The sequence below is a fragment of the Pseudomonas izuensis genome, from assembly GCF_009861505.1.
Classification (GTDB): domain Bacteria; phylum Pseudomonadota; class Gammaproteobacteria; order Pseudomonadales; family Pseudomonadaceae; genus Aquipseudomonas; species Aquipseudomonas izuensis.
Map to the genome: position 1 here is coordinate 168,544 of NZ_WTFT01000025.1, position 20,008 is coordinate 188,551.

A 20,008-nucleotide genomic window follows, 5' to 3' on the forward strand; every position below is an offset into this window, starting at 1 on the left:
TATCGACGCCGATGAAAAATCTTGTCCAGGAGCAGTCCAAATGACGCTGTCTACGCAATACCTCAACGGCTATCAAGTCACGCTGTGCGCAGACGTTGGCGGAGATCCCAAGGCACCAACGGTAGTTTTTCTGCATGGAGGCGGCCAGACGCGTCATTCCTGGAGCAAGGCGGCACGCAGCCTGGTGGATCAGGGGTTCCATTGCCTGGCACTTGACCTGAGAGGTCACGGTGAAAGCGAGTGGTCTGGTAACGGCGACTACAGCACCAACGTCTTTATCGCCGATCTTAAAGCGGTAGTCGCCACTCTCCATCAACCACCCGTCCTGGTTGGCGCTTCACTGGGAGGAGCCACCTCACTACTGGCGGTCGGTGAATCGAACCAACCTCTGGCCAAGGCCCTGGTGCTGGTCGATGTCGTTCCACGCATGGACCCGGAGGGCATACGACATATCCGCGACTTCATGCGCGGTACCCCCCAAGGCTTCGCCACACTCGATGATGCCGCGGATGCCGTTGCCGCCTACATTCCCGGCCGCCCCCGCCCTTCCTCACCCCAGGGCCTTCTGAAAAACCTGCGGCTCAAGGACGACGGTCGCTATTACTGGCACTGGGACCCGCAATTCCAGAACGATAATTCCCGAACCAGCATGGGCGAACTGTTTACACGAATGGAGAATGCGGCCAGGTGCGTGCACATTCCAACCTTGCTCGTACGCGGCAAGCAAAGCGACGTGGTGAGCCTGGAAGGCGCGCAGCAATTGCTTGAATTGATTCCGCACGCCCAGTACGTAGATGTCGAAGGAGCCGGCCACATGGTTGCGGGTGATCGCAACGACGTGTTCAATCAAGCAATTGAGGGGTTTCTGCGGGATCTTTAATCTGATCCCTCTCGACCCACGAGCGCTTTCGGTTAAGTGGGTCGGATACCAGAGCCTGCCTACTACGCCCAGTCAAACCCGAAAGGCTCCGATCAGTTGCTTCAACTGGCCAACCTGCTCAGACAGCGCACGACTGACCTGCTCGGTCTGACTGGCACCTTTGGCCGTACGGTCACCTGCGTGGTTGATCTGCACAATGTTGCGGTCTATGTCGTGCGTCACAGCTGTCTGCTCTTGGGCTGCCGTCGCGATTTGCTGATTTTGATTGACGATTCCCGCCACCGCTTCGAAGATTTTTTCCAAGGACAGTCTCACCTGGGTGGACTGGTCGACCGTGCTGCTAGCCATTTGATGACTTGCATTCATCACTTTGACGGCGGCGCTAACCCCCGAATGCAACTTGCCGATCATGAGCTCGATTTCTTCAGTGGAGATTTGCGTGCGCTTGGCCAGGCTGCGCACCTCATCAGCTACCACTGCGAATCCACGTCCTTGCTCGCCTGCCCGGGCAGCTTCGATAGCCGCATTGAGTGCGAGGAGGTTGGTTTGTTCAGCAATGGCCTTGATGACATCGAGCACTTGACTGATCGAACTGCTATCGCTTGCGAGTTGATTGATGACAACCACCGACTGGTCTAGTTCTCTGGCCAATTGTTCAATGCTGTCGACCTGAGATTCGACCAGACTACGACCAATGATGGTTTCCTTATTGACACTCTGCGCGCTGTCTACCGCGGCGGCTGCATTTCGTGCCACTTCTTGCGCAGTTACGAACAATTCATTCATCGCGGTCGCAATCAATTCGATCTGCTGGCGCTGGTCCGATACAGCCTCGCTACTCTCGTTAGATGCGAGCTCTACTCGACCGGCCTGGCTTTCGACCTCAGCGACCGTTTGCCCGACCCGCTGAATTAATTGATGTACCTTGCCGATAGTGCCGTTTATGACCTTACCTAGCTCACCCAGTTCGTCCCTGCTTTGAGTTCCTACCTGGACAGTCATATCCCCGGCGGCCATATCATCCATCGCCAAGCTGAAGTCTTTCAACGTGCTGCGGATCGCCACGTAGAACCCGGCGTACAGATACCCGATCGAAAGAAATACCAATAGCAACGCAGCCACAAGGAGGATCATCCGCTGTTGATCACTGCCTAAACGCTGCTTTAGCTCACTACCAAGGTAGGAAAGGGTTGCACTGTAAAACTGGTCGGTCTTATCGATTTCGACGCTCATCTGATCGTAGAATTTTTGCCAGGAAGCATTACTGTCAGTGTCTTGCAACAAGTAGCTATCCAGCAGGGCGCCAGTGGCTGCCAATGAGTCGCGACTCAGGCCTGCCTTGGCCGACAACATCGTGTGCGCACGGTCATTGCCAGCCAGCGCACCATCGATATGCTGGCTGTATTCGGCCTGCAATTTTTCCATCTGCTGCAAAGCACTTTCTACTTTGCCAAGTGCGCCCGAACTCCTTGAGCCACTGGCCAGCAGATATGCACCGAGTGAACGAGCTTCTCCCAATGCAAGGGTCACATCGGCACCACTATCGACAATCAGGTCGATCAGCTTTCGTTCATCGACGCCAGGATCAAGCGACAGACCACCTGCGGAAACAACAGACATGATCAACAGTTGCGCATTGCCAAGCTGCTGCTTGATCCCGTGCTGTTGTTTGGCTTGAGTAGCATCGGCGTGCGCCTCTTGCAGCCACTTAATCAGCGCAGTCCGCTTGGCATTGATGTCGTCACCCAGGGCAGGCGTCAATGCAACAACCCACAGCCCTTGTAGACTCGATATCAAGCTCAACTCCAGACGCTTGATGCGATCGTTCAACTCCTCGCTTTGATAAGCCACGCCGACTTGAATCTGAATCCGTATCAGATTCTCAAGGCTCTCCATGTCGCTCCGAATTTTCAGACTGGTGGCAAGCGGTTGGAGGCTGGCTAATTCGGTTTTCGTGACGATGAATTGGGCATAGGCATCGCGGATCAGAAAGTAATTGGTCGCCAACATGGGCAGGAAAAACAGAATGCTGATCAGACTGAATTTCATGCCGAAACTCAGGCGATTCATAAGCGAGATGGCGGGATGCAAGAGAGTTTTCACTGAGCGCCTCTGGTTTTTATGGTTATTACGCAGACTGCGGGTTGCCCTTGTGAATTAACCGGCCAAGGCTCAAAAGCTCGTGCCGAGCTGTCGCTCGCGCAGTTACCTGGCGCAATTCAGCGGGTATACAAACATATCAATCATATCTATGATTGATTCGTTTATACACTGGAACCGCCTGGAGAATAAAAATAATGTCCAGCCTCAGCCGACCGACTGCGGACGTCAACGACGCAGTCCATCTGGGTGCCAACGAAGACGGACCCGTAACTCGGGCTAAGAAACGCCGTACCAGCATTATCTATGCCCTATTCGCCCTACTCGGCCTGGCCCCCTCGGTTCTAGGGGCGCATGCGGCCCTGCAAGCTTTCGGTCTCGGCCTGCTGTTCCCTGGGGCCGGTTTCTTTTCTATCGGTGGTTGGGCGCTATTGCTGGTACCGCTGACACTGGTCCTGTATCTAGTAGCGCTGATCGCCTGGTTCGGTTCAGGGATGATCGTTGCGCCCATCTTTATTTGGCTTGGATCTGCGCTGCTCGCTGCAGCGTTAGTCGGTGAAGCACCCTGGCCAATAGGTGCAACGTTGGCAGTGGCGCTGTTTGCCCTTTATCGAATTCGTGGGGCGATCAAGCAGCGTAAGGCGAAGGCCCAACTCGTAAAACGTCGTGAAGAGCGCAGCACCTACCTGCCGACAGCTACTCGCGCGGTCACTACTCGGGCTACTGAGGCGCCACCCGCAGATAAACGCGAATTGAGCCTGGACGAATTACAGGCGCTACGCTTCAACCTGGATTTGGCGTTACAACCGATCGGTTCCTTCGAGGGGTTCCAGACCATTGAGCAATTTCAGACCTCTGCGCTGCGCTATCAGTTAAACAGCATCGGCTATTCGCTAGCAGTCATGCAGACCGTCTATACGCCCAATTTCCACGGGTATGTGAACCATGCTCAGCGCAACGCGATCGACAAGGCGCTGAATAAGAGGGTGTGGGGATACTGGCGCTGGGAGCGGCTGTGGGGCCATTTATCCTGGCGATTCGATCCGGTAGGCCGTGACAACATCATGCTAACGGGTTTTCTAGGCTTGCAAGTCTGTCTGTACATGACCGCAAGTGGCGACCGACGTTACACCGAGCCTGGTAGCCTGACCTTTACCTGGGGCAAACGACGCTTCGCCCATGACATCCACAGCATCGCCCGCTCCATCGATGAAAACTTCAGCCGCGCTGATTTCTGCCTCTATCCGTGTGAGCCGGGTTGGATCTACACGCCGTGCAATTTCATGGGCATGATGACTTTGATAGCCTATGACCGATTGTTCGGCACGCAATTAGCCACCAAACACATGCCCCGTTTCCGGGAAAATCTGGAAAACGAATTCACGTTGGCAGACGGCGATTTGATTGTGCTGCGCAATGAGGTCACTGGTTCATCAGTCGCCTTCCCATTCGGCAATGAAGGACTCGCTCTTCTTTCTCATGCGCTGCTACCTGAGCGGGCCCGCCAGGCATGGGCTTTGGCAAGGCGAGAATACGTTAAGGAAGAGGGCGACAAAATCACCATTGAAGGCATGGAAAAAGGTGTCGACTTCGGCCGATACCGTAAGGCGCCGATAGGACACATCCAACATATGCTAGGTGCGGCTGGGGAAATGGGTGACACCGCAGTGGTGACCGAGCTGCTTCGCCTGCTGGAAGAAATCGGCAAACCGACCCGCGAAAACGGTGTACTTAAGTACGAATGCTCCAGTGGACTGGCCGCCGACATGGTCCGCAGTCGTATCTTGCGCATGGGAGACTGGAGCCGGACAGTAAATGAAGGGCCAGCGCCATGCACGCAAAAAGGGCCGGTACTTAGCCAGGCACGCTACCCGCAAGTGCTTGTAGCGCGTGCATTCAGTCATGGGCATGACTTGGACATGACGCTTTATCCTGGCTTGGAACCGGGGCCTGAGGATATCGTGATTGAGCGTTTGGAAGCCAACGCCCATTATCAGTTGGTCGTTTCCGACTCACAGTCCAGCGTCCAGGCAGACATCAAGGGTCAATTGAAACTGACCGTAATGCTTTCAGGACGTACTGCAATATCACTGAAACCCAATTCGAAGTTTTGAGATTAAGGGGGGGATGGCAATATCGCTCTCCCCTTTATTCCTTCCATCTGGATTCGCTTTGGTTTGAAGGTTTGAGGTTCTCTTGCTGCGTAACGTGAAAGCCGTGATACCAGGCATGACCTCTGTGACACTCCATCCGTAGGACGGTATGCGTCGCGATGGAAATCACCTCAAGCCCACATCGAAATCCAAATTACACCTGGACGTAAATCGCCGGAGTCCGGATGGTTTTTTTGAATCACGCCCTTCTCCTCCCTGGCATACCGTCGATCGCGCCTCTGCACGCTTAAAACGCCATCTCAAATCTGTTGAATTGCTGACTTCACCAGCCGTCCAACCACCTCGTACAGAGTTATTAGCGTAGGCAGTAGCGCAGTACGAAATCGTCGTTTCGCAGCCATTTTGACTATCCACGTCGCAATGCGATCGAGGCGCTCAGCCAGAGTTTGCAATGCTTCTAGGGCAACTGCGCGTTCAATGTTTAGCGGTGTCCTCCTGCCTTATGCTAAAAACTGTCGATACCGCGCCTTGTGTAACGAACTATTCCCATCTAGCGCTGTCAGCAGAATTGGATCCAAAAGTTACTTTAGAAATCTGGCTCGCTCGACAGGGGCCCCGAACAGTAGCCCGCGCCAGCGAATCTAGGACAAATTCAGCAGGAGGCTGTTTACCATGGTCTCGATCAGAAACTTCTACCACCCTATCGATGCCGCGATCCTCTGGTGCGACCTCGCCGACCACCAAGGCGAAATTCTGCAGGTAGATCTCTCTCACCCTGGTAGTCTGCTCAAGCATTTCCCGCAGTGGCCTTTTCTCCACGCTTACGCCGAACGTATCTACGATGCTATCGTCTGTTGCGAGTTACCCGCGACCTACTTTGGACGTCCTATTACTCCTAAGGATCAGGCTGAACGAGTTTATTGGTCCATTCGCCATACTGATCTGCGCGTTTGGTTTGCGCGTAACTACCCAGAAGAAAAGCCAGCATTCCTATTTTCCCAGAATATCGACCATTCCGAATGCGTGAGCCTGACTGCGTATCTGTCCCTGCAAGCGGAGCGAGACGCCGGCGCCCGCGAAATTGAAAAACTACGCCAAACGCACTCGGCAATCGCCGATGAGGCGGCGGCTCTCGCCCTCGACCACCAAGGGCTGTCCGCGCAGCTTGGCGCATTTGAGGTTCCCTCCGAAGCGTCCGCATTCGTGCACTACAGGATCATTGGCGCCCTACTGGCGATCATGCTGGGAAAATCCAGAAGCGGCCGACCGCGGTCGATTTACAAGAACCAGGCTGCCGTTGTCGAGGCCATTACCGAGCAGTTCCCTGGCCTTCCTGGCCTGAGCAAACGCACCCTTGATCGGAAATTTGCCGAAGCTCGCCGTCATTTGGCCCAAGCCCTACAGGCCTAAAACCGAATTGCCAGGCAATGGGTGCCATTGCCTGGCAATGATTTCTCTGCTCTGCCGGCCTTCACTGAGTGTCACATCCCACCACGCGCCATCCGGCGCTAAGGAGTGACACCGTGCAACCTATCAACCCTGCCGATCGCCACATCATGCGTCGTGATGAGGTCGAACAAAAAACCGGATTCAAACGCTCACACATCTACAACCTGATGAAAGCCGGACGGTTCCCGAAATGCCGCCGCATCGGCACGCGAGCCGTTGGTTGGGACTCACTGGAGATTGAGCAGTGGGTTCAGGATCGCTTGTCGACAGGAGTCTAGCTGGCATGAAAGTTCTTTCGTTGATCTCGACCAAGGGCGGTGCCGGCAAGACTACTGTCGCCGCCAATATTGGTGGATTGCTCGCCGACTCAGGCTTGCGGGTGTTGCTGCTTGACCTGGACAGTCAACCGACGCTGTCCAGCTACTTCGCCTTGTGCGAACTCCGAGAGGCCGGCAGTTACGAACTTATCTCGCAACGGCTCACTGCTCACGAGCAGGTGATCACCACCACCGTCATTCAACACCTTGAATTGATCGTGTCCAACGACCGCGCCGGGCATATTAATGCCCTGCTGTTGCAAGCGGACGATGGCCGCCTTCGACTGCGTAACCTGCTGCCAGCCTTTCAGGATCGCTACGATGTGCTTATCGTCGATACCCAAGGCGCGCGCAGCGTCGTGGTAGAGATGGCCATCCTCGCCTCCGATTGTGCACTTTGCCCAGTCCCGCCGGAAATGCTTGCTGCGCGCGAGCTGCGGCGCGGTACGCTCGGGCTGTTTGAGGAATTGGAGCCGTACCGCTACCTGGGGGTAGCATTGCCGTCGGTGAAGCTGTTGATGAACCAGGTCAACGCCAATCGCCGCGATACTCGCTTGATCATGGAAAGCCTGAAAGCATCCTTCAAGACCGATCCTCATGTCAGCGTCTGCGCGACGGTGATTCCCGATCGAGTGGCCTATCTTAATGCGGCCTCACTGGGGCTACCCGTGCACCGCGTCGACTTCGCCCCACCATCCGGTAGCCATAGCAGATGCGCTGCTGACGTAATGCGCGCTTTAGCGGTCGAGTTGTTTCCAGAGTGGACCGACCAGCTGAGCTCATCGCCGAGGAGCGGGCCTAACCTAACGTCAACAGCTGACAGCCGACTTATCCGTCGTGGCTGATCCGAGGATCTGTGATGAAGCCGCCGACCTCCGAAGAAATCACGCGTCAACTGCAACAAGTCCATTTCCCGCAGAAGCCGGGTCGTGAGGTCACGGCCACTCCTGACGGCGACATGCCGATGGTCGTCAGTCTCGAGCAACTGCATCCCTACGAGCTCAATCCGCGTGTCATCCGCAACCCGCTGTATGACGAACTCAAAGCGTCGATACGCGAACGCGGCCTGGACCAGCCACCTTCCATCACACGTCGCCCAAATGAGCAGCATTTCATCATCCGCAACGGCGGCAACACCCGCTTGAGCATCCTCGGTGAGCTATGGCAGGAAACCCGCGAGGAGCGTTTCTTTCGTATCCATTGCCTGTTTCGTCCCTGGCAATCCGAATCACATGCCTTGCTCGGGCACTTGGCCGAGAGCGATTTGCATGGCCAGCTCACGTTCATCGAGCGAGCACTGGCGGTGGCGAAGCTCGAGGAAATGTTTCAAGAGCCTGGCGCCTCCCTGAGCCAACGTGAGTTGTCAGCGCGTTTGAGCCAAGGTGGGTACCCTGTCTCGCAATCTCATATCAGCCGAATGTTCGATGCGCTCGAACATCTGCTACCTGCTATTCCACAAGTCCTCTATGCAGGTCTCGGCAAGCCCGCCATCGAGCGGCTCATCACACTGCGGCGCCGAGCAGAATCGACCTGGAACCAGTATTTCGGTGATGCCCAACAATTTGCTCTGCTGTGGCTAGAGGTGTTGTCGACATTCGAAGGTGAAAAAACCGAACTGGATGCGAGTGAGCTGCAGGACGAGCTGATCGCCAAAATGGCAGTGATCCTGAATCAGACGCCCCGCCTGCTGGCCCTGGAAATGCACCAGGAACAGCGTGTGCCGCCTCACGCATCAAACAACGCTCACCCTCTGTCTCCAAGCGTGGAAGACGATCCGCCACCCCCCTCCCCAGAAAACGTGGACACCTCCGAAACATCAATCAAGTCGTCCAGCCCCAAGCAAAGACGAAGTGGCGGCGACCCAATGCCGGCAAAAGAGCCCCGCCTTTCCCATATTCGGCAGGCGTTGAGTGACGAGCCGCTGGCGGTGAAGCAGCCCGACGGTATTCATGATGTTCAGTCACCGGAGAACTCAACCACATCACACACCACCCTGCTGGATGGTATCCGTGGCTTGCGTGAGACCTGCGCTGCACTTGCGACCGATCTAGCCAAATATGCCGATGCTGGCGCATTGGTCAGGCCGCAAGCTGACGGCCTGGGCTTCACCCTGTCGCTGGAACACCGCGAGCTGCTCAGCCCACGATACACCGGCATTCAGCTGCTGCTCTCGGCTCTGCTGCGTTTGCAAGATGACGTGGCCTGGGAACAACGTCAGCAGTTGCCGGCCGCGTTGTTTGGTCAGTTGCTGATCGGTGCCTACGATCTGCCATTTGCCGAACGCCCCGCTCTGACAGTTGGCCTCGAGCGGCTCCCCGACGCCCAGCTGGAGCAACTATTTACGTTGATCCGCCACGCCCGGCGGCTGATCGATATGACGCTGTCGCCCATTCGTTAACGTGAGGAACCGCCTCATGACCACGACTTTCAATCTGCTGAACCATGCCATGTTGAATCAGGTGCTGTATGAGCTGCGCCATGGACGCCTGCAGCGGTGCAAAGCCTTGGGACTGGCCGATGAAGACATCGAGGTACTGCAGTCGCTGCCACCCACCACTTTGTCCCATCTGGCGCACTCGTCCATAGCCTGGGTGGAGGTCAAAGTCGACACGACGGTGCTACGACGCCTCATCGCCCAGGCCGAACGGGACGAACAAAACGAGCGGCTGATCAATCGGGCGCTCAAGTTGGGCGCGAGTTCCAGCATCATGTACCGCTGCTTTGGCCTGGACCATTCGGAAACCGCGCTGCGTCGTCGCGTGCTTAAAATCGAGACCCACCGCGGTCGACCGGTTCAGCTCAGCGAAGCGCAAGAGCATGCCGTGTGGAACCGCTGGAGCCAACTGCGGGGTGACGATCCGGACAACGATCCACTGGACGCGATGATGATGCTGGCGGAGGAACAACACATCAGCCTGACCCTGATCTGGCAACAGATTGAACTGTACGGAGGTGCGCCATGCTGAACTTCTACCAGGTCGACTGGCAGGATGTGGTGCGCCAGTGCTACGACGCGCTCCGGCGACGCTTGGAGTGGCAGGCGTCACAGGCCCAAATGGTTGCCTGCGCTGCGGAGGCACCGCTACGGACCATCTACTATGGCGATGATGATCCGTTGCCCCAAGCGTTGCTGCTTGATCGCCGGCTGACGCCGCTGGAGCGCAACACCTGGCAGGTGTTGCGCTGGCTGATCACCGAACGCCACGTGAAAACACCTCGCTATCAGGACCTACAGCCCTACCTGGCCACCAGCCCCTGCGGGGCCCAGGCATCACGCGAAACCATCGCCCGAGCGCTCAACGTACTCCGCACTACCCGCTGGCTCAGCTTGGTCGACCGCTCCCGCGATGCGCAAGGCTGCCTGCGGGGCTGCGTTTACGTGCTGCACGGTGACCCGTTGACTCCTGCCGAACAGCTTGAGCTCGACGGCGGCTACGCATCGCTGCTCCAGCAGAACCTCACCCATGCCACTAAAGGCGTGCGTGACGTGGCGCAGCATGTGATTGAGGAAATTTACGCAGACCCACAAGTGGCGGCGATCGATAAGGAAAAACTCGCCTCTCCAGCTATGCCAGCTCAGCAGCAATCGCTCCCCCTAACCAGCGAAGGTGCGGAAAATTCCGAACCCGGAAACAGCCACCAGGTTCGGACCGCAGGCGCACCGCCAGCGGATTCCGAACTCTGCGGCAACGCGCCGATTTCAACTGCGATTCGGAATGCCGACGCCGGCCGTACAGTACAAAAAGAGAAAAGCAAAAAAAGTACGGTACTGGCGCAGGTGGAGCGCGGCCAGGCCCAATGGCCAGAAGACCTACCACTCAGCCCAACCGAGCGGCGCATGGCCTCCCGGGCGATGCGCCAGCTGGAACCTGAACAGCAACAAGCCGTGATCAACGAAGCGGCGGTGCGGTGCGTCCGCGGCGAGATCCGCAAACCGGTTGCTTACCTGATGGGCTTGATCAAGCGCGCATGCCAAGGGGAGTTCACGTTGTGGGCGGCCCGTACCGAGACGACGACGCCAGTGACCACCTCCCATCGCGCCCCGACAGCGGAACCGCCCGGCGAGCGGCCACGGCGCAGCGGCGAACGCACGGTCTCGCCACTCGCCTTGGCCTGCCTGGAGGAACTGAAGCAACGCTGTCGCGTCTTAGGCGCAACGTCTTAGGGCTGGACGTTAGCGGAAACAATGCCGGTGTCATCAAATCCAGGGAAAGCCACTGCCTGTAAATACGAGCGAACCACCTTCACGTTGATCCGCACCGTGCCGCACTGAACCGTCCATCGTCTGCGTCATTCCGACGGCGAGGTACTGGCGATGGTCGATCACTATCAGCTCAACCTGGGTTCACTACGCAGCAGCATCACCCTCACTCTGCACACCCATCATGCCGCTCGGTTGTGGCAAGGCCGCATGGCCCGCGAAGGTGTGCACGCCATCATGGGCATGGCCGGCTACATCAACGTCACCAACCTGCTCAAACACGCGAGCAGCCAGGACGACCCATTCGCCGACTGGTTCATGCTCCAACTGGAAGACAAGCTGCTGCAGGCGAAGGCCGAAATGCTCACTTTGACCAGCCAGATCAGCCAGGTGGAGCGCGACTTGCCCACCCAAGTTGATGTCGGCGACAACCTCAACATCCATCCCGTCACTCTGCCGCTGTTCATCGGCAGCCAGCTCGGCTTTCTCGCGGTGTACCTGCTGACCGACTACGACACCTTGGTACGCCGCGTGCTACTCGCCCATCACACCGCCTTGATCGGCCGCAGCGACATGGAGGTGTGGATCGATCGTGGGGCCCATTTACTGCGCAGCTTGTTCGGCTTGGCGCAGCGTTACCGCCTGGCTGGAGTCAGTCGGGATGACATGGCCGCCAATAACGCCCGTGCCCGCGAAGCCATCGACAAGTTCGGCACGCCACCGCAAAACATTCTTGAGGGTAGCTGCCGCTCCCAATTTGCCCCACCCATCGCGCGCGGTTCCACAGCCTCGATCCGTGAAGAGCCGAATCAGGCTGAGGATCAACCTGCGCTGGACGTTCCGTCCGAAGGGGGTGAAGCATGACCTTGGCCGAAGCTATCGCTCGGCGTTTTTCAGCGGATGCCTATCGTGAGTTCGAACAAGGTGCCTCCCTAAAAGGCCTTTTAAAGCCTTTTAAGGGTAAGGGGGAACTGCAGCAGTTCGCCGAGTCGATCCTGCGCCTGCGCACCCAGGTCGCCGGACTGATGGGGGTGATGCTGACCATCATGGCGCAGCCACCCTTCTCCCTCCTGGACCTGCGCTTAGTCGTCCAGCACAGCGCCTCCGGAACCGATTTCCTGCGCTGGCGCAGCCCGGACTTCCAGCGCATGGGAGTACAGGTGTGGCAGCAGGCGATGGCACTTCAGCATCTGGCGCCTTCGCTGCGAGAGGCGCTGTACCAGTTGGAAGTCAACCGCGTAACCCTGAATCTGCAGATGAGTAGCCTGCAGTCGCTGTATCGCCAGGCCGAAACCGGCGTCAGCAAGCTGCACGCCGCCGAGACCCTCTTCGATCTATCCCGTTCCCCCACCGAGGAGTAGCAAGCATGAGCACGTTCTTTGTTGGTGAAGGCAACATCGGTAGCGCCCCGGAGTTTCAGGAGTTCAACAGCCCCCCGGATGAACCACGACGCCTGTTGCGGCTGAATGTCTATTTCGACAACCCGGTACCGCGCGAAGGCGGCTACGAGGATCGCGGCGGCTACTGGGCCCCCGTCGAGCTCTGGCACCGCGACGCCGAGCACTGGAGCGCCCTGTACCAGAAAGGCATGCGCATCCTGGTCGAGGGCCGGACGGTCAAGGATGAATGGGAGGACAGTGAGGACAACGCCCGGGTGACGTTCAAGGTGGAGGCCCGACGCATCGGCATCCTGCCCCACCGTTTGGCCTCGGTGTCCATGCGCGAAAAGGCCAATGAGAGCAGCAGCTCCGGACGCAAGGGGGCTAGCAAGAAAACTCCACGCAAGACCGGCTAAGCGGGTGGTCTTCAGTGGATTCACGGCCTGCAGCGCGATACCCCTGAGGGCTCGTTGCCCGTTCGGCGCGCACCCTGAATGCTGCAGGTCGTTCACTGCCGCCGAACCTCTCCCCGCTGATCAGCACCCAGCAGCTGCGTCACCTCAGACAAGTACTGGTCCAGCGCAAGGAATGCCCGCCAGTGCGCTTGGCTTTCCTGAATCCATGCGATCAACCTAGCGCGCGCCTTCAGATTGTCCGGCTCCAGGTGAGTAGCTATGAACAACTCGTAAGCTTTGATCGCTATCGCATCGGCCTCTCGCTCGTTAGATCCGTCCAAGTCGTAACCTCCGTTTTGACGGGCGGGTTATCACACTCAACTTAAGTGATACGCCTCATAGAGTTGTCAGTCAACTTTATGAGGCGTTCATATATTCGGGTTGCTGGTCAACCATATGGGTCGAATTGGAGAGCGCCCCCGTTGCCAGTCAAAGAGCCTAGCCCAGAACACATCGGTCGCCAGTTGGCGAAATATCGTCGCGCACGTGGTTTGACCCAAGAGCAAGTTGGTGAGCGTCTGGACATCGGCGCCGAAGCTGTCTCACGTTTTGAACGTGGCGTGGTCGAACTGACCGTCAACAAGCTGCTGCAATTGGCCGAGATGTACGGCTGTCCCGCCGATGAACTGCTGCTCGCCATCAGTCCTCGCCCCCAGGACCAAGGCCAGAGGATTGCATCGCTGATCAAGGAGCTTGGCGAAGCAGATAAAAAATTTGCCTTGGAGTTTCTGCAAACGCTGGCCGCACACCTCGCGCAAAGGAAGTAACCTTTCGCCTTCACTGAACCGCCGATATGATCTCGGCGCATTCGGGTTTTCGCTGGTTCCCTCACGCCACACCGCCACCCTATCGGTACCTCACCGAGAGGGCTCTCGTATGCGCCTGTTTATTTGCGAAAAACCATCTCAAGCCCGCGACATCGCCCGCGTGCTGCAGGCCAATCGGCGTGGCGACGGCTGTTTGCAAGGCCAGGGGGCCACCGTCACCTGGTGCGTGGGCCATCTGCTGGAAACAGCACCGCCTGAGGCTTATGGTAATTACAAACGTTGGTCGCTGGAGGACCTGCCGATCATCCCTGCCCACTGGCAGTTGGTGGTCAAACCCAAGGTCGCCAGCCAGCTGAAGGTCATCCAGCAACTGCTGCGCGCCTGCTCCGAGGTGGTCATCGCGACGGACGCCGACCGTGAAGGCGAGATGATCGCTCGGGAAATCCTTGAGCGCTGTCAGTACCAGGGACCGATTCTGCGCTTATGGCTCTCCGCCCTCGACGATGCCTCGATTCGCCGTGCACTGGGCACGCTGCGCCCAGGTGAGCAGACCTTGCCGCTGTACCAATGCGCCTTGGCACGCTCACGCGCCGACTGGCTGGTGGGTATCAACCTGAGCCGGCTCTTAACCCTGCTCGGACGCCGCGCCGGCTTCGACGGCGTGCTGCCGGTGGGGCGTGTACAAACGCCGACGCTGCGCCTGGTGGTCCAGCGTGATCGGGCGATAGCGGGCTTCGAGCCTCAGCCGTTCTGGACTGTCGATGCGCATTTGGAAGCCAACGGGACGCTCTTTCAGGCGCGCTGGCAGCCACCGGCCGCCGCCTGTAACGAAGCCGGTCACTGCATTCACGAAGCGGTCGCACAGAGTGCGGCGCGACGCTTGAGCCAGCAGGGGACTGCGCAAGTCCGTCGCATCGAGGTCGAGCGCGTGCACGAAGGCCCTCCGCTGTCGTTCGATCTGGGCACGCTGCAAGAGATCTGCTCGGCTAAGCTCGGCCTCGGCGCCCAGGAAACCTTGGCAGTGGCCCAAGCCCTGTATGAAACCCACAAGGCCACGACCTACCCACGCACCGACTGCGGCTACCTGCCGGAAAGCATGCTGGATGAAGTCCCGCGCGTACTCCGCGCCTTGGCGGCGGCCGCCCCGTCACTCGGACAATGGGTGAAAGAGGCCGATCCCAGCCGACGCTCCCGGGCCTGGAACAGCAGTAAGATCACCGCCCACCACGGCATCATCCCCACCGCTATAGCACTAGACCTGGCTCAGCTCTCTGAGCGCGAGCGAGCGGTGTACACACTGATTCGCGCCCGTTACCTCGCACAATTTCTGCCCGACCATGAGTTCCTGAAAACCCAGGTGGTATTGCACAGCCACGACGATCAGTTACTGGCGCGCGGCAAGCAATTCCTGGCACGCGGCTGGAAGATGGTGATCGACGAGGCCGACGGCAACGAACCGGTGGAGCAAAGCCAACGCTTACCCACACTGCGCGAGTCGGCAGCGGTGGCAGTGATCGACGCCACGGTCAACGCTCAGCGCACGCAGCCCCCCAAGCCGTACACGGAGGGCACACTGGTCAAGGCCATGAAAACCATTGCCAACCAGGTGGAAGACTCACGACTCAAGCAAAAACTCAAAGACAGTTGCGGCCTCGGGACCGAGGCCACCCGAGCGGCGATCATCCAGGGCCTGATCGATCACGGGTACCTGACTAAGAAAAAACGCAGCCTGGTCGCCTCGGCTGCCGCCCACACCTTGATTGAGGCCGTGCCAGCAGAGGTCGCCGATCCGGCGCTGACCGCACTCTGGGAGCAGGCGCTGGATCGTATTGAGACGGGACAGCTGAGCGTTGAAACCTTCCTCGCCAGGCAGGCGCAATGGCTGACCCGGCTGGTGCGTGGCCATGCCTCGCTCACCTTGCCGCCACCGCCTACCAAAGGCCCACGCTGCCCCGTGTGCCGCAGCGCCATGCGCCAGCGCAAAGGCCGCACCGGCAGCTTCTGGTCATGCACCCGTTATCCGGAGTGCAAGGGCACCAAACCGGTTGCCAAACCCAAGCGCACCAACTAGCCACGTCCCTTCTGAGCGGGCATGGTGACTTGACGGCGTACGGTTGCACTGGTGTAGTGATCAGGTCCCTCGCCGCTTGGCGACCGCAGACCGATTCGCTCCGGGTAGCTCGGTCAGACTCGATGAGTTCGGAGCCGCACTTCACTTTTTCTTCGGATTTCTCCCCAGCGTTCCAGGTCCCTAAGGTGGATGACCCGTGCGGCTTGTGTCAGGTCTCAGGGGTCATCCGCTTCGGCGAAGATACTCAGCACCGGTGCCCGCCGGCGAAACACTGGGCACCTTTTGTGCGCGGATGCGTGCCAGTTGATTTCGGCCCAGACCACGACAAGGGTCGGTTGATTCAGGTGGATCGACAGCGGAGGTTTTGCGATGGACTCCGGTGTCACGTTACCGGGTCAAGGGTGGTCTAGCTCTTCTTAGCCTGATGACCGTCGGGCTATTTTTTCGTCACCCCGAATCCACTGAGTGCCACCCACTCCCGCCCGTCCAAGCCTCCCCCAATCCACTGTTGACGGGCGGTTAGCGCCGTTTTATAGATGAACTGCACACCGCTGTCGCTGACAGCGTTCAGGTAGCCGGAACCTTCAAGGCTACGCCCGTTTCGGGTGGTTCTCCCTCAGTGCGATCAGCGCTCGGCAGCTCGCACGGTCACCTATCGGTGATGAGCGCCCTTGTACCGATCACGCTTTCTTTGCACCTCCCCCTTGCGGAACTCACCAGCCGCCAGGGCCGGTGGATATCCGCGTTTCTACTGAACTGGAGATCCACCATGACCACTGCAAGCAATAATGCTCCCACCACCTACTTCAACCTGCACACCCAAGGCATTGGTTACTTGAACCGCGTTCGCGAAGTCCCTGTACGTCGCGGGCAACCGTTCATGGCCTGTGACATTGCCGCCTTACACGGTGCCTCGGACGAAGTCGAGTACACCCGCTTCGACTGCAAGGTCGCCAGCGGTGAAGCCGAACGGCTGATCCGTGAACACCTGGAAGACGTCCGTGCAGAACGTAAGGTCCTGATCGCGTTTCGCATTGGTGACCTTTGGGTTGACCCCTTTCTTTACGAAAAAGGCGAGCGCAAAGGCCAACCTGGTGCCAGCCTCAAAGGCCGGTTGATCTTCATCGAGTGGATCAAGGTCGATGGCCAATTCAGCTACCGGGCCCCTGCTCGCACCGACTCCACCGCCGCTATCGACGCTGCAGCGGAATCGGACCAAGCAGACACCGTCGCCGAACAGCACCAACCCGCCTCTGTACCCGCGCGCCAATCCACCGCTGCACGTCAGTCTGCCTGAGGCACATTGACCGCCACCAACAGGCGCTCCCACGAGCGCCTGTTATCCACTCACGTCGGAGGCCGTCATGGAAAGCTTCTGGCTCTGCGAGGACTGCCTGCAAGCGGTCGCCTATGACGATTTCAGCGCGCTTTCGTTGTACTACAGCGAAGCTGAAATCGAGCAACGCATCGCGCAGATGCGCACCGAACTGCAGGCCCTGATGCCACTGAGCGCCGATTTTGATCCGCAGACTGGCGCTGGCATCGAGTCCTTTTCCACCCGAGCGTGCGAGGGATGTCGAAGCCCCCTACACGGTGCGCGTCATCGCTTCACGCGTCTTTGAATCATCCACTTCACCAGCTTGGGGCACTCCCCCAGGGGGCGCTCCATCCCCCACGAGGAATTGCCCATGAACACTGCCCTGAACCTAGTCGACGAGCTCGCCCCGGCAATAGCCCAGCGCGCCCATGAGGATGCACTCATCACCGAAGCCCTGCAGTTACTGGATCAACGCTACTTCCAGCGCGGCGAACTGCTGTTGACCCCTTCCGACGCTGCAGCCTACCTGAAACTGCGGCTCGCCCCTTACCAACACGAGGTGTTCGCGCTGCTTTGCCTGGACTCACGCCATCGCGTGCTGAGCTTTGACGAACTGTTCACCGGCAGCATCGACGGCGCCTCCGTCTATCCACGCGAGGTCGTGATCAAGGCGCTGGAGCACAACGCCGCCGCCGTGATCTTCAGTCATAACCACCCTTCCGGTTGCCCGGAACCGAGCCCCGCCGATCGGGTACTCACCAAACGCCTGACGGAGGCCCTGGCCCTGGTTGAGGTGCGCGTCCTGGACCACATCATCGTCGGCTCAGGCACCCCGCTTTCACTCGCCGAAAATGGCTGGATCTGACAGCCCATCTCTGCCTCGGAGGTCACCGCCAATTTTGGGGTGGCCTCTACGCCAATGGAGAGCCATCATGCACCTATCCTTTCGCAATCCCTTCCTACGCGGTTTCAGCGATCTGAGCTACGAACGTGTCGTCCAGATCAATTACGCCGACAATTCTCCACCCTGCTACCGCCCTCTGCACCCAACACAAACTCAGCTGCCCAGCGAGGCCATCAATTTCCAGCCGTGTGTATTCGACGACAACTGCGCGGTCATCACCGACGGCCACAGCGTGCCCGGACTTGTCCGTATGCGCTGCCCAGCCGACGGTCTAGTGAGTAGCGTGCTCTACCAGATGATCGGCCATCACCGTGGACATCCGATGCATCTCGGCGACCTCCCCAACGAGGAAGCAGCACGCACTCTGATCGAGCTGTTGTCCTTTTCCACGGGACACTACAGCCGTAGTTGGGAGATCAGTTCTGCCCACTTGCCAACGGCGGAATTCGAGTACCTGCAAGAGCGCGCTTGGCACCCTTCACCGACAGGCTTCTTCGAGTGCTTCGAACTCAGCAGTAGCCATGCCGTCGGGTGCAAGCTGTACTCGACCCCCTGGAGCATGGAGGCCGAAGGAGACAGCATCTGCAGCGCCGATGAAGTCAGAGCACGCATGTGCGATGACGATGTCCCGCCCGTGTTGTTGCAGCTGTTGCTGCTGGCAGGTCACGCCGACACCCGCTTGTTGATCTTTGACCCCGACGCAGCGCCAATTCCGGAGCTGTCGCTATTCACTGAAGATTGACCCAAGGCGCCCAACAGGGCGCCTTTTTCATGAGTGCTTCACGGTAATCCGGACGGCCAGATTCGTTTTTTCGGTAGGAGCGCGGCTCGCGCTTTCGCCAAGGTAGCGGCAACTTCTGTCGAGACCCGGACATGCATACCCCCACACTCCTTGCCCTCGGACTGATGATCGCGCTGACCGGCTGTAACACGTCCCCACCGGCGCCAGCCCCAGCGGCGCCACCAGTATCGCCGGCCTCACTGCAGAAGCAGAAACCCACGCTACCCAAATGGGTCCGCCAGGACCGATACACCCTGGTCAATACACAACCGACCCTGGAGCAGCGCCAACCGCTGTATCAGCTCATCAACGTGCAGATCGCGCCTGCTCTGCACGCGAATGTCGGTGAGGCACTGCGTCACGTGCTGCAACGGTCGGGCTACTCACTCTGCCCCGACAGCGCGGCGGTGGATCGGTTGTTCAGCCGTCCCCTACCTGCCGTGCACCACCAACTCGGACCGATTTCGCTGCTGGACGCCTTGACCATCATCGGTGGGCCGGCCTGGAGGATCAACATCGACCTGATCGACCGGACCGTCTGCTACACCCTCCGCTCGCCACAGCCCAAACCGCTACTCTCGACATCGGAGATTGCACCATGAAGGTCCACCGCTTTCAGGCCCTAGTGATCGGCGGCCTGTGCCTGGGCGCCGCCGTGCTGGCTGGCGCGACGTACAACCAACACCAGCAATTGGCCGAACTCCAGGCCGCAGCCCGTAGTGTCCCTGCCGACCCAGTTCCCGCATTGCGGCGCGACGTCGACGCGCTCGGCAATACGCTTACGACACTGCAACCGCAGGTGGCGGCGCTAAGAGACGCACAAGCTCAGCACGCCTCGGCGCAGACGACATTCAGCCAGCAGTTGGAAGAGATGGCCGCGTCGCTTAAGGCCGTTCAAGCGGCACCGAGTGGGCCGAGTAGCGCCGACTTCAGTGCACTGGAACAGAGGATTGGCAAAACAGAAATTGCGCTTGAAACCCTGTCGGCACGAACCTCCGTGCCAGCTGCCGACACACGGCCCACGACGCCCGTAGGCCAGAAAACCAAGGCCAAAGCCCCGGCGCCGCCATTGACCCTGCTGGGTATCGAGACCCGAGGCGCGGTGCGGTTCGTTGCGGCCCTGCCCACCGGCGCCCATTCGCTGTCGACCGTGCACCTGCTGCTGCCCGGCGACAGCCTGAACGGATGGCAGCTGCGCGCGATCCGTGAGGACGAGGCGGTGTTCCACGTCCCTGGTCATGGCGACCGCACACTGCCCCTGCCGTGAAGAGG

General features: G+C 58.9%; 21 protein-coding genes and 1 pseudogene. 19 read left to right on the plus strand and 3 right to left on the minus strand.

Annotated features, from left to right (window positions below):
- Positions 1-40 precede the first annotated feature (40 nt).
- The gene (locus GPL81_RS20730) at positions 41-880 is read left to right on the plus strand and encodes an alpha/beta fold hydrolase (RefSeq protein ID WP_160108246.1); all 840 of its coding nucleotides are present in this window, start codon (positions 41-43) and stop codon (positions 878-880) included.
- Positions 881-952: 72 nt separating this feature from the next.
- Here GPL81_RS20730 and GPL81_RS32020 read toward each other — a convergent pair whose 3' ends face one another.
- The gene (locus GPL81_RS32020; RefSeq protein ID WP_425502593.1) at positions 953-1,666 is read right to left on the minus strand and encodes a methyl-accepting chemotaxis protein; all 714 of its coding nucleotides are present in this window, start codon (positions 1,664-1,666) and stop codon (positions 953-955) included.
- Between the two features lie 147 nt (positions 1,667-1,813).
- A pseudogene (locus GPL81_RS32025) lies at positions 1,814-2,950 on the minus strand (HAMP domain-containing protein); the annotation flags it as partial.
- A 227-nt stretch (positions 2,951-3,177) separates the two neighbouring features.
- Here GPL81_RS32025 and GPL81_RS20740 point away from each other — a divergent pair.
- From GPL81_RS20740 to GPL81_RS20785, 10 genes are all read left to right on the plus strand, one after another.
- Positions 3,178-5,094, plus strand: a complete 1,917-nt coding sequence (locus GPL81_RS20740) for a linalool dehydratase/isomerase domain-containing protein (protein WP_160108248.1) — start codon at positions 3,178-3,180, stop codon at positions 5,092-5,094.
- Positions 5,095-5,766: 672 nt separating this feature from the next.
- Positions 5,767-6,504: a hypothetical protein gene (locus tag GPL81_RS20745; RefSeq protein WP_160108249.1), complete on the plus strand. Its 738-nt coding sequence runs from the start codon at positions 5,767-5,769 to the stop codon at positions 6,502-6,504.
- Positions 6,505-6,650: 146 nt separating this feature from the next.
- Positions 6,651-6,821 carry an AlpA family transcriptional regulator gene (locus tag GPL81_RS20750; protein ID WP_282582542.1) on the plus strand — a complete coding sequence of 57 codons (171 nt, stop codon included), beginning with the start codon at positions 6,651-6,653 and terminating at the stop codon, positions 6,819-6,821.
- 5 nt (positions 6,822-6,826) lie between these two features.
- Positions 6,827-7,705 (plus strand): ParA family protein, encoded by an 879-nt coding sequence (locus tag GPL81_RS20755; RefSeq protein ID WP_160108251.1) that lies wholly within the window; start codon positions 6,827-6,829, stop codon positions 7,703-7,705.
- Between the two features lie 14 nt (positions 7,706-7,719).
- Positions 7,720-9,258, plus strand: a complete 1,539-nt coding sequence (locus GPL81_RS20760; protein WP_160108252.1) for a ParB family protein — start codon at positions 7,720-7,722, stop codon at positions 9,256-9,258.
- A gap of 16 nt (positions 9,259-9,274) precedes the next feature.
- Complete coding sequence (locus tag GPL81_RS20765; RefSeq protein WP_069557631.1) at positions 9,275-9,826, plus strand: DUF2857 domain-containing protein; 552 nt, start codon at positions 9,275-9,277, stop codon at positions 9,824-9,826.
- The gene (locus GPL81_RS20770) at positions 9,820-11,025 is read left to right on the plus strand and encodes an STY4528 family pathogenicity island replication protein (RefSeq protein ID WP_160108253.1); all 1,206 of its coding nucleotides are present in this window, start codon (positions 9,820-9,822) and stop codon (positions 11,023-11,025) included. Before GPL81_RS20765 ends, GPL81_RS20770 begins: the two co-directional genes overlap by 7 nt.
- Positions 11,026-11,175: 150 nt before the next feature.
- The gene (locus GPL81_RS20775) at positions 11,176-11,925 is read left to right on the plus strand and encodes a PFL_4669 family integrating conjugative element protein (RefSeq protein WP_160108254.1); all 750 of its coding nucleotides are present in this window, start codon (positions 11,176-11,178) and stop codon (positions 11,923-11,925) included.
- Positions 11,922-12,422, plus strand: coding sequence for a DUF3158 family protein (locus GPL81_RS20780; protein WP_160108255.1), 501 nt, complete (start codon positions 11,922-11,924; stop codon positions 12,420-12,422). The genes GPL81_RS20775 and GPL81_RS20780 overlap by 4 nt, the downstream gene beginning before the upstream one ends.
- Positions 12,423-12,427: 5 nt before the next feature.
- Positions 12,428-12,856: a single-stranded DNA-binding protein gene (locus tag GPL81_RS20785; protein ID WP_160108256.1), complete on the plus strand. Its 429-nt coding sequence runs from the start codon at positions 12,428-12,430 to the stop codon at positions 12,854-12,856.
- Between the two features lie 92 nt (positions 12,857-12,948).
- Here the strand turns inward: GPL81_RS20785 and GPL81_RS20790 are convergent, their stop codons facing one another.
- A complete protein-coding gene (locus tag GPL81_RS20790; RefSeq protein ID WP_160108257.1) occupies positions 12,949-13,176 on the minus strand; it encodes a hypothetical protein in 228 nt (75 codons plus the stop codon).
- Positions 13,177-13,317: 141 nt separating this feature from the next.
- On the opposite strand from GPL81_RS20790, the gene GPL81_RS20795 reads away from it, so the two are divergent.
- The 8 genes from GPL81_RS20795 (at position 13,318) to GPL81_RS20830 (ending at position 20,003) form a co-directional block, all read left to right on the plus strand.
- Positions 13,318-13,662, plus strand: a complete 345-nt coding sequence (locus GPL81_RS20795) for a helix-turn-helix domain-containing protein (protein WP_160108258.1) — start codon at positions 13,318-13,320, stop codon at positions 13,660-13,662.
- 109 nt (positions 13,663-13,771) lie between these two features.
- Positions 13,772-15,733: a DNA topoisomerase III gene (locus GPL81_RS20800; RefSeq protein WP_160108259.1), complete on the plus strand. Its 1,962-nt coding sequence runs from the start codon at positions 13,772-13,774 to the stop codon at positions 15,731-15,733.
- A 769-nt stretch (positions 15,734-16,502) separates the two neighbouring features.
- A complete protein-coding gene (locus tag GPL81_RS20805) occupies positions 16,503-17,030 on the plus strand; it encodes an STY4534 family ICE replication protein (protein ID WP_160108260.1) in 528 nt (175 codons plus the stop codon).
- A gap of 67 nt (positions 17,031-17,097) precedes the next feature.
- Positions 17,098-17,355 (plus strand): hypothetical protein, encoded by a 258-nt coding sequence (locus GPL81_RS20810; RefSeq protein WP_160108261.1) that lies wholly within the window; start codon positions 17,098-17,100, stop codon positions 17,353-17,355.
- 66 nt (positions 17,356-17,421) lie between these two features.
- A complete protein-coding gene (locus GPL81_RS20815; protein WP_160108262.1) occupies positions 17,422-17,916 on the plus strand; it encodes a JAB domain-containing protein in 495 nt (164 codons plus the stop codon).
- A 67-nt stretch (positions 17,917-17,983) separates the two neighbouring features.
- Positions 17,984-18,697, plus strand: a complete 714-nt coding sequence (locus GPL81_RS20820) for a DUF5983 family protein (RefSeq protein ID WP_160108263.1) — start codon at positions 17,984-17,986, stop codon at positions 18,695-18,697.
- Positions 18,698-18,828: 131 nt separating this feature from the next.
- Complete coding sequence (gene pilL2 / locus GPL81_RS20825; RefSeq protein ID WP_160108264.1) at positions 18,829-19,338, plus strand: PFGI-1 class ICE element type IV pilus protein PilL2; 510 nt, start codon at positions 18,829-18,831, stop codon at positions 19,336-19,338.
- Positions 19,335-20,003, plus strand: a complete 669-nt coding sequence (locus GPL81_RS20830) for a hypothetical protein (RefSeq protein WP_160108265.1) — start codon at positions 19,335-19,337, stop codon at positions 20,001-20,003. Before pilL2 ends, GPL81_RS20830 begins: the two co-directional genes overlap by 4 nt.
- The last annotated feature ends 5 nt before the right edge of the window (positions 20,004-20,008 follow it).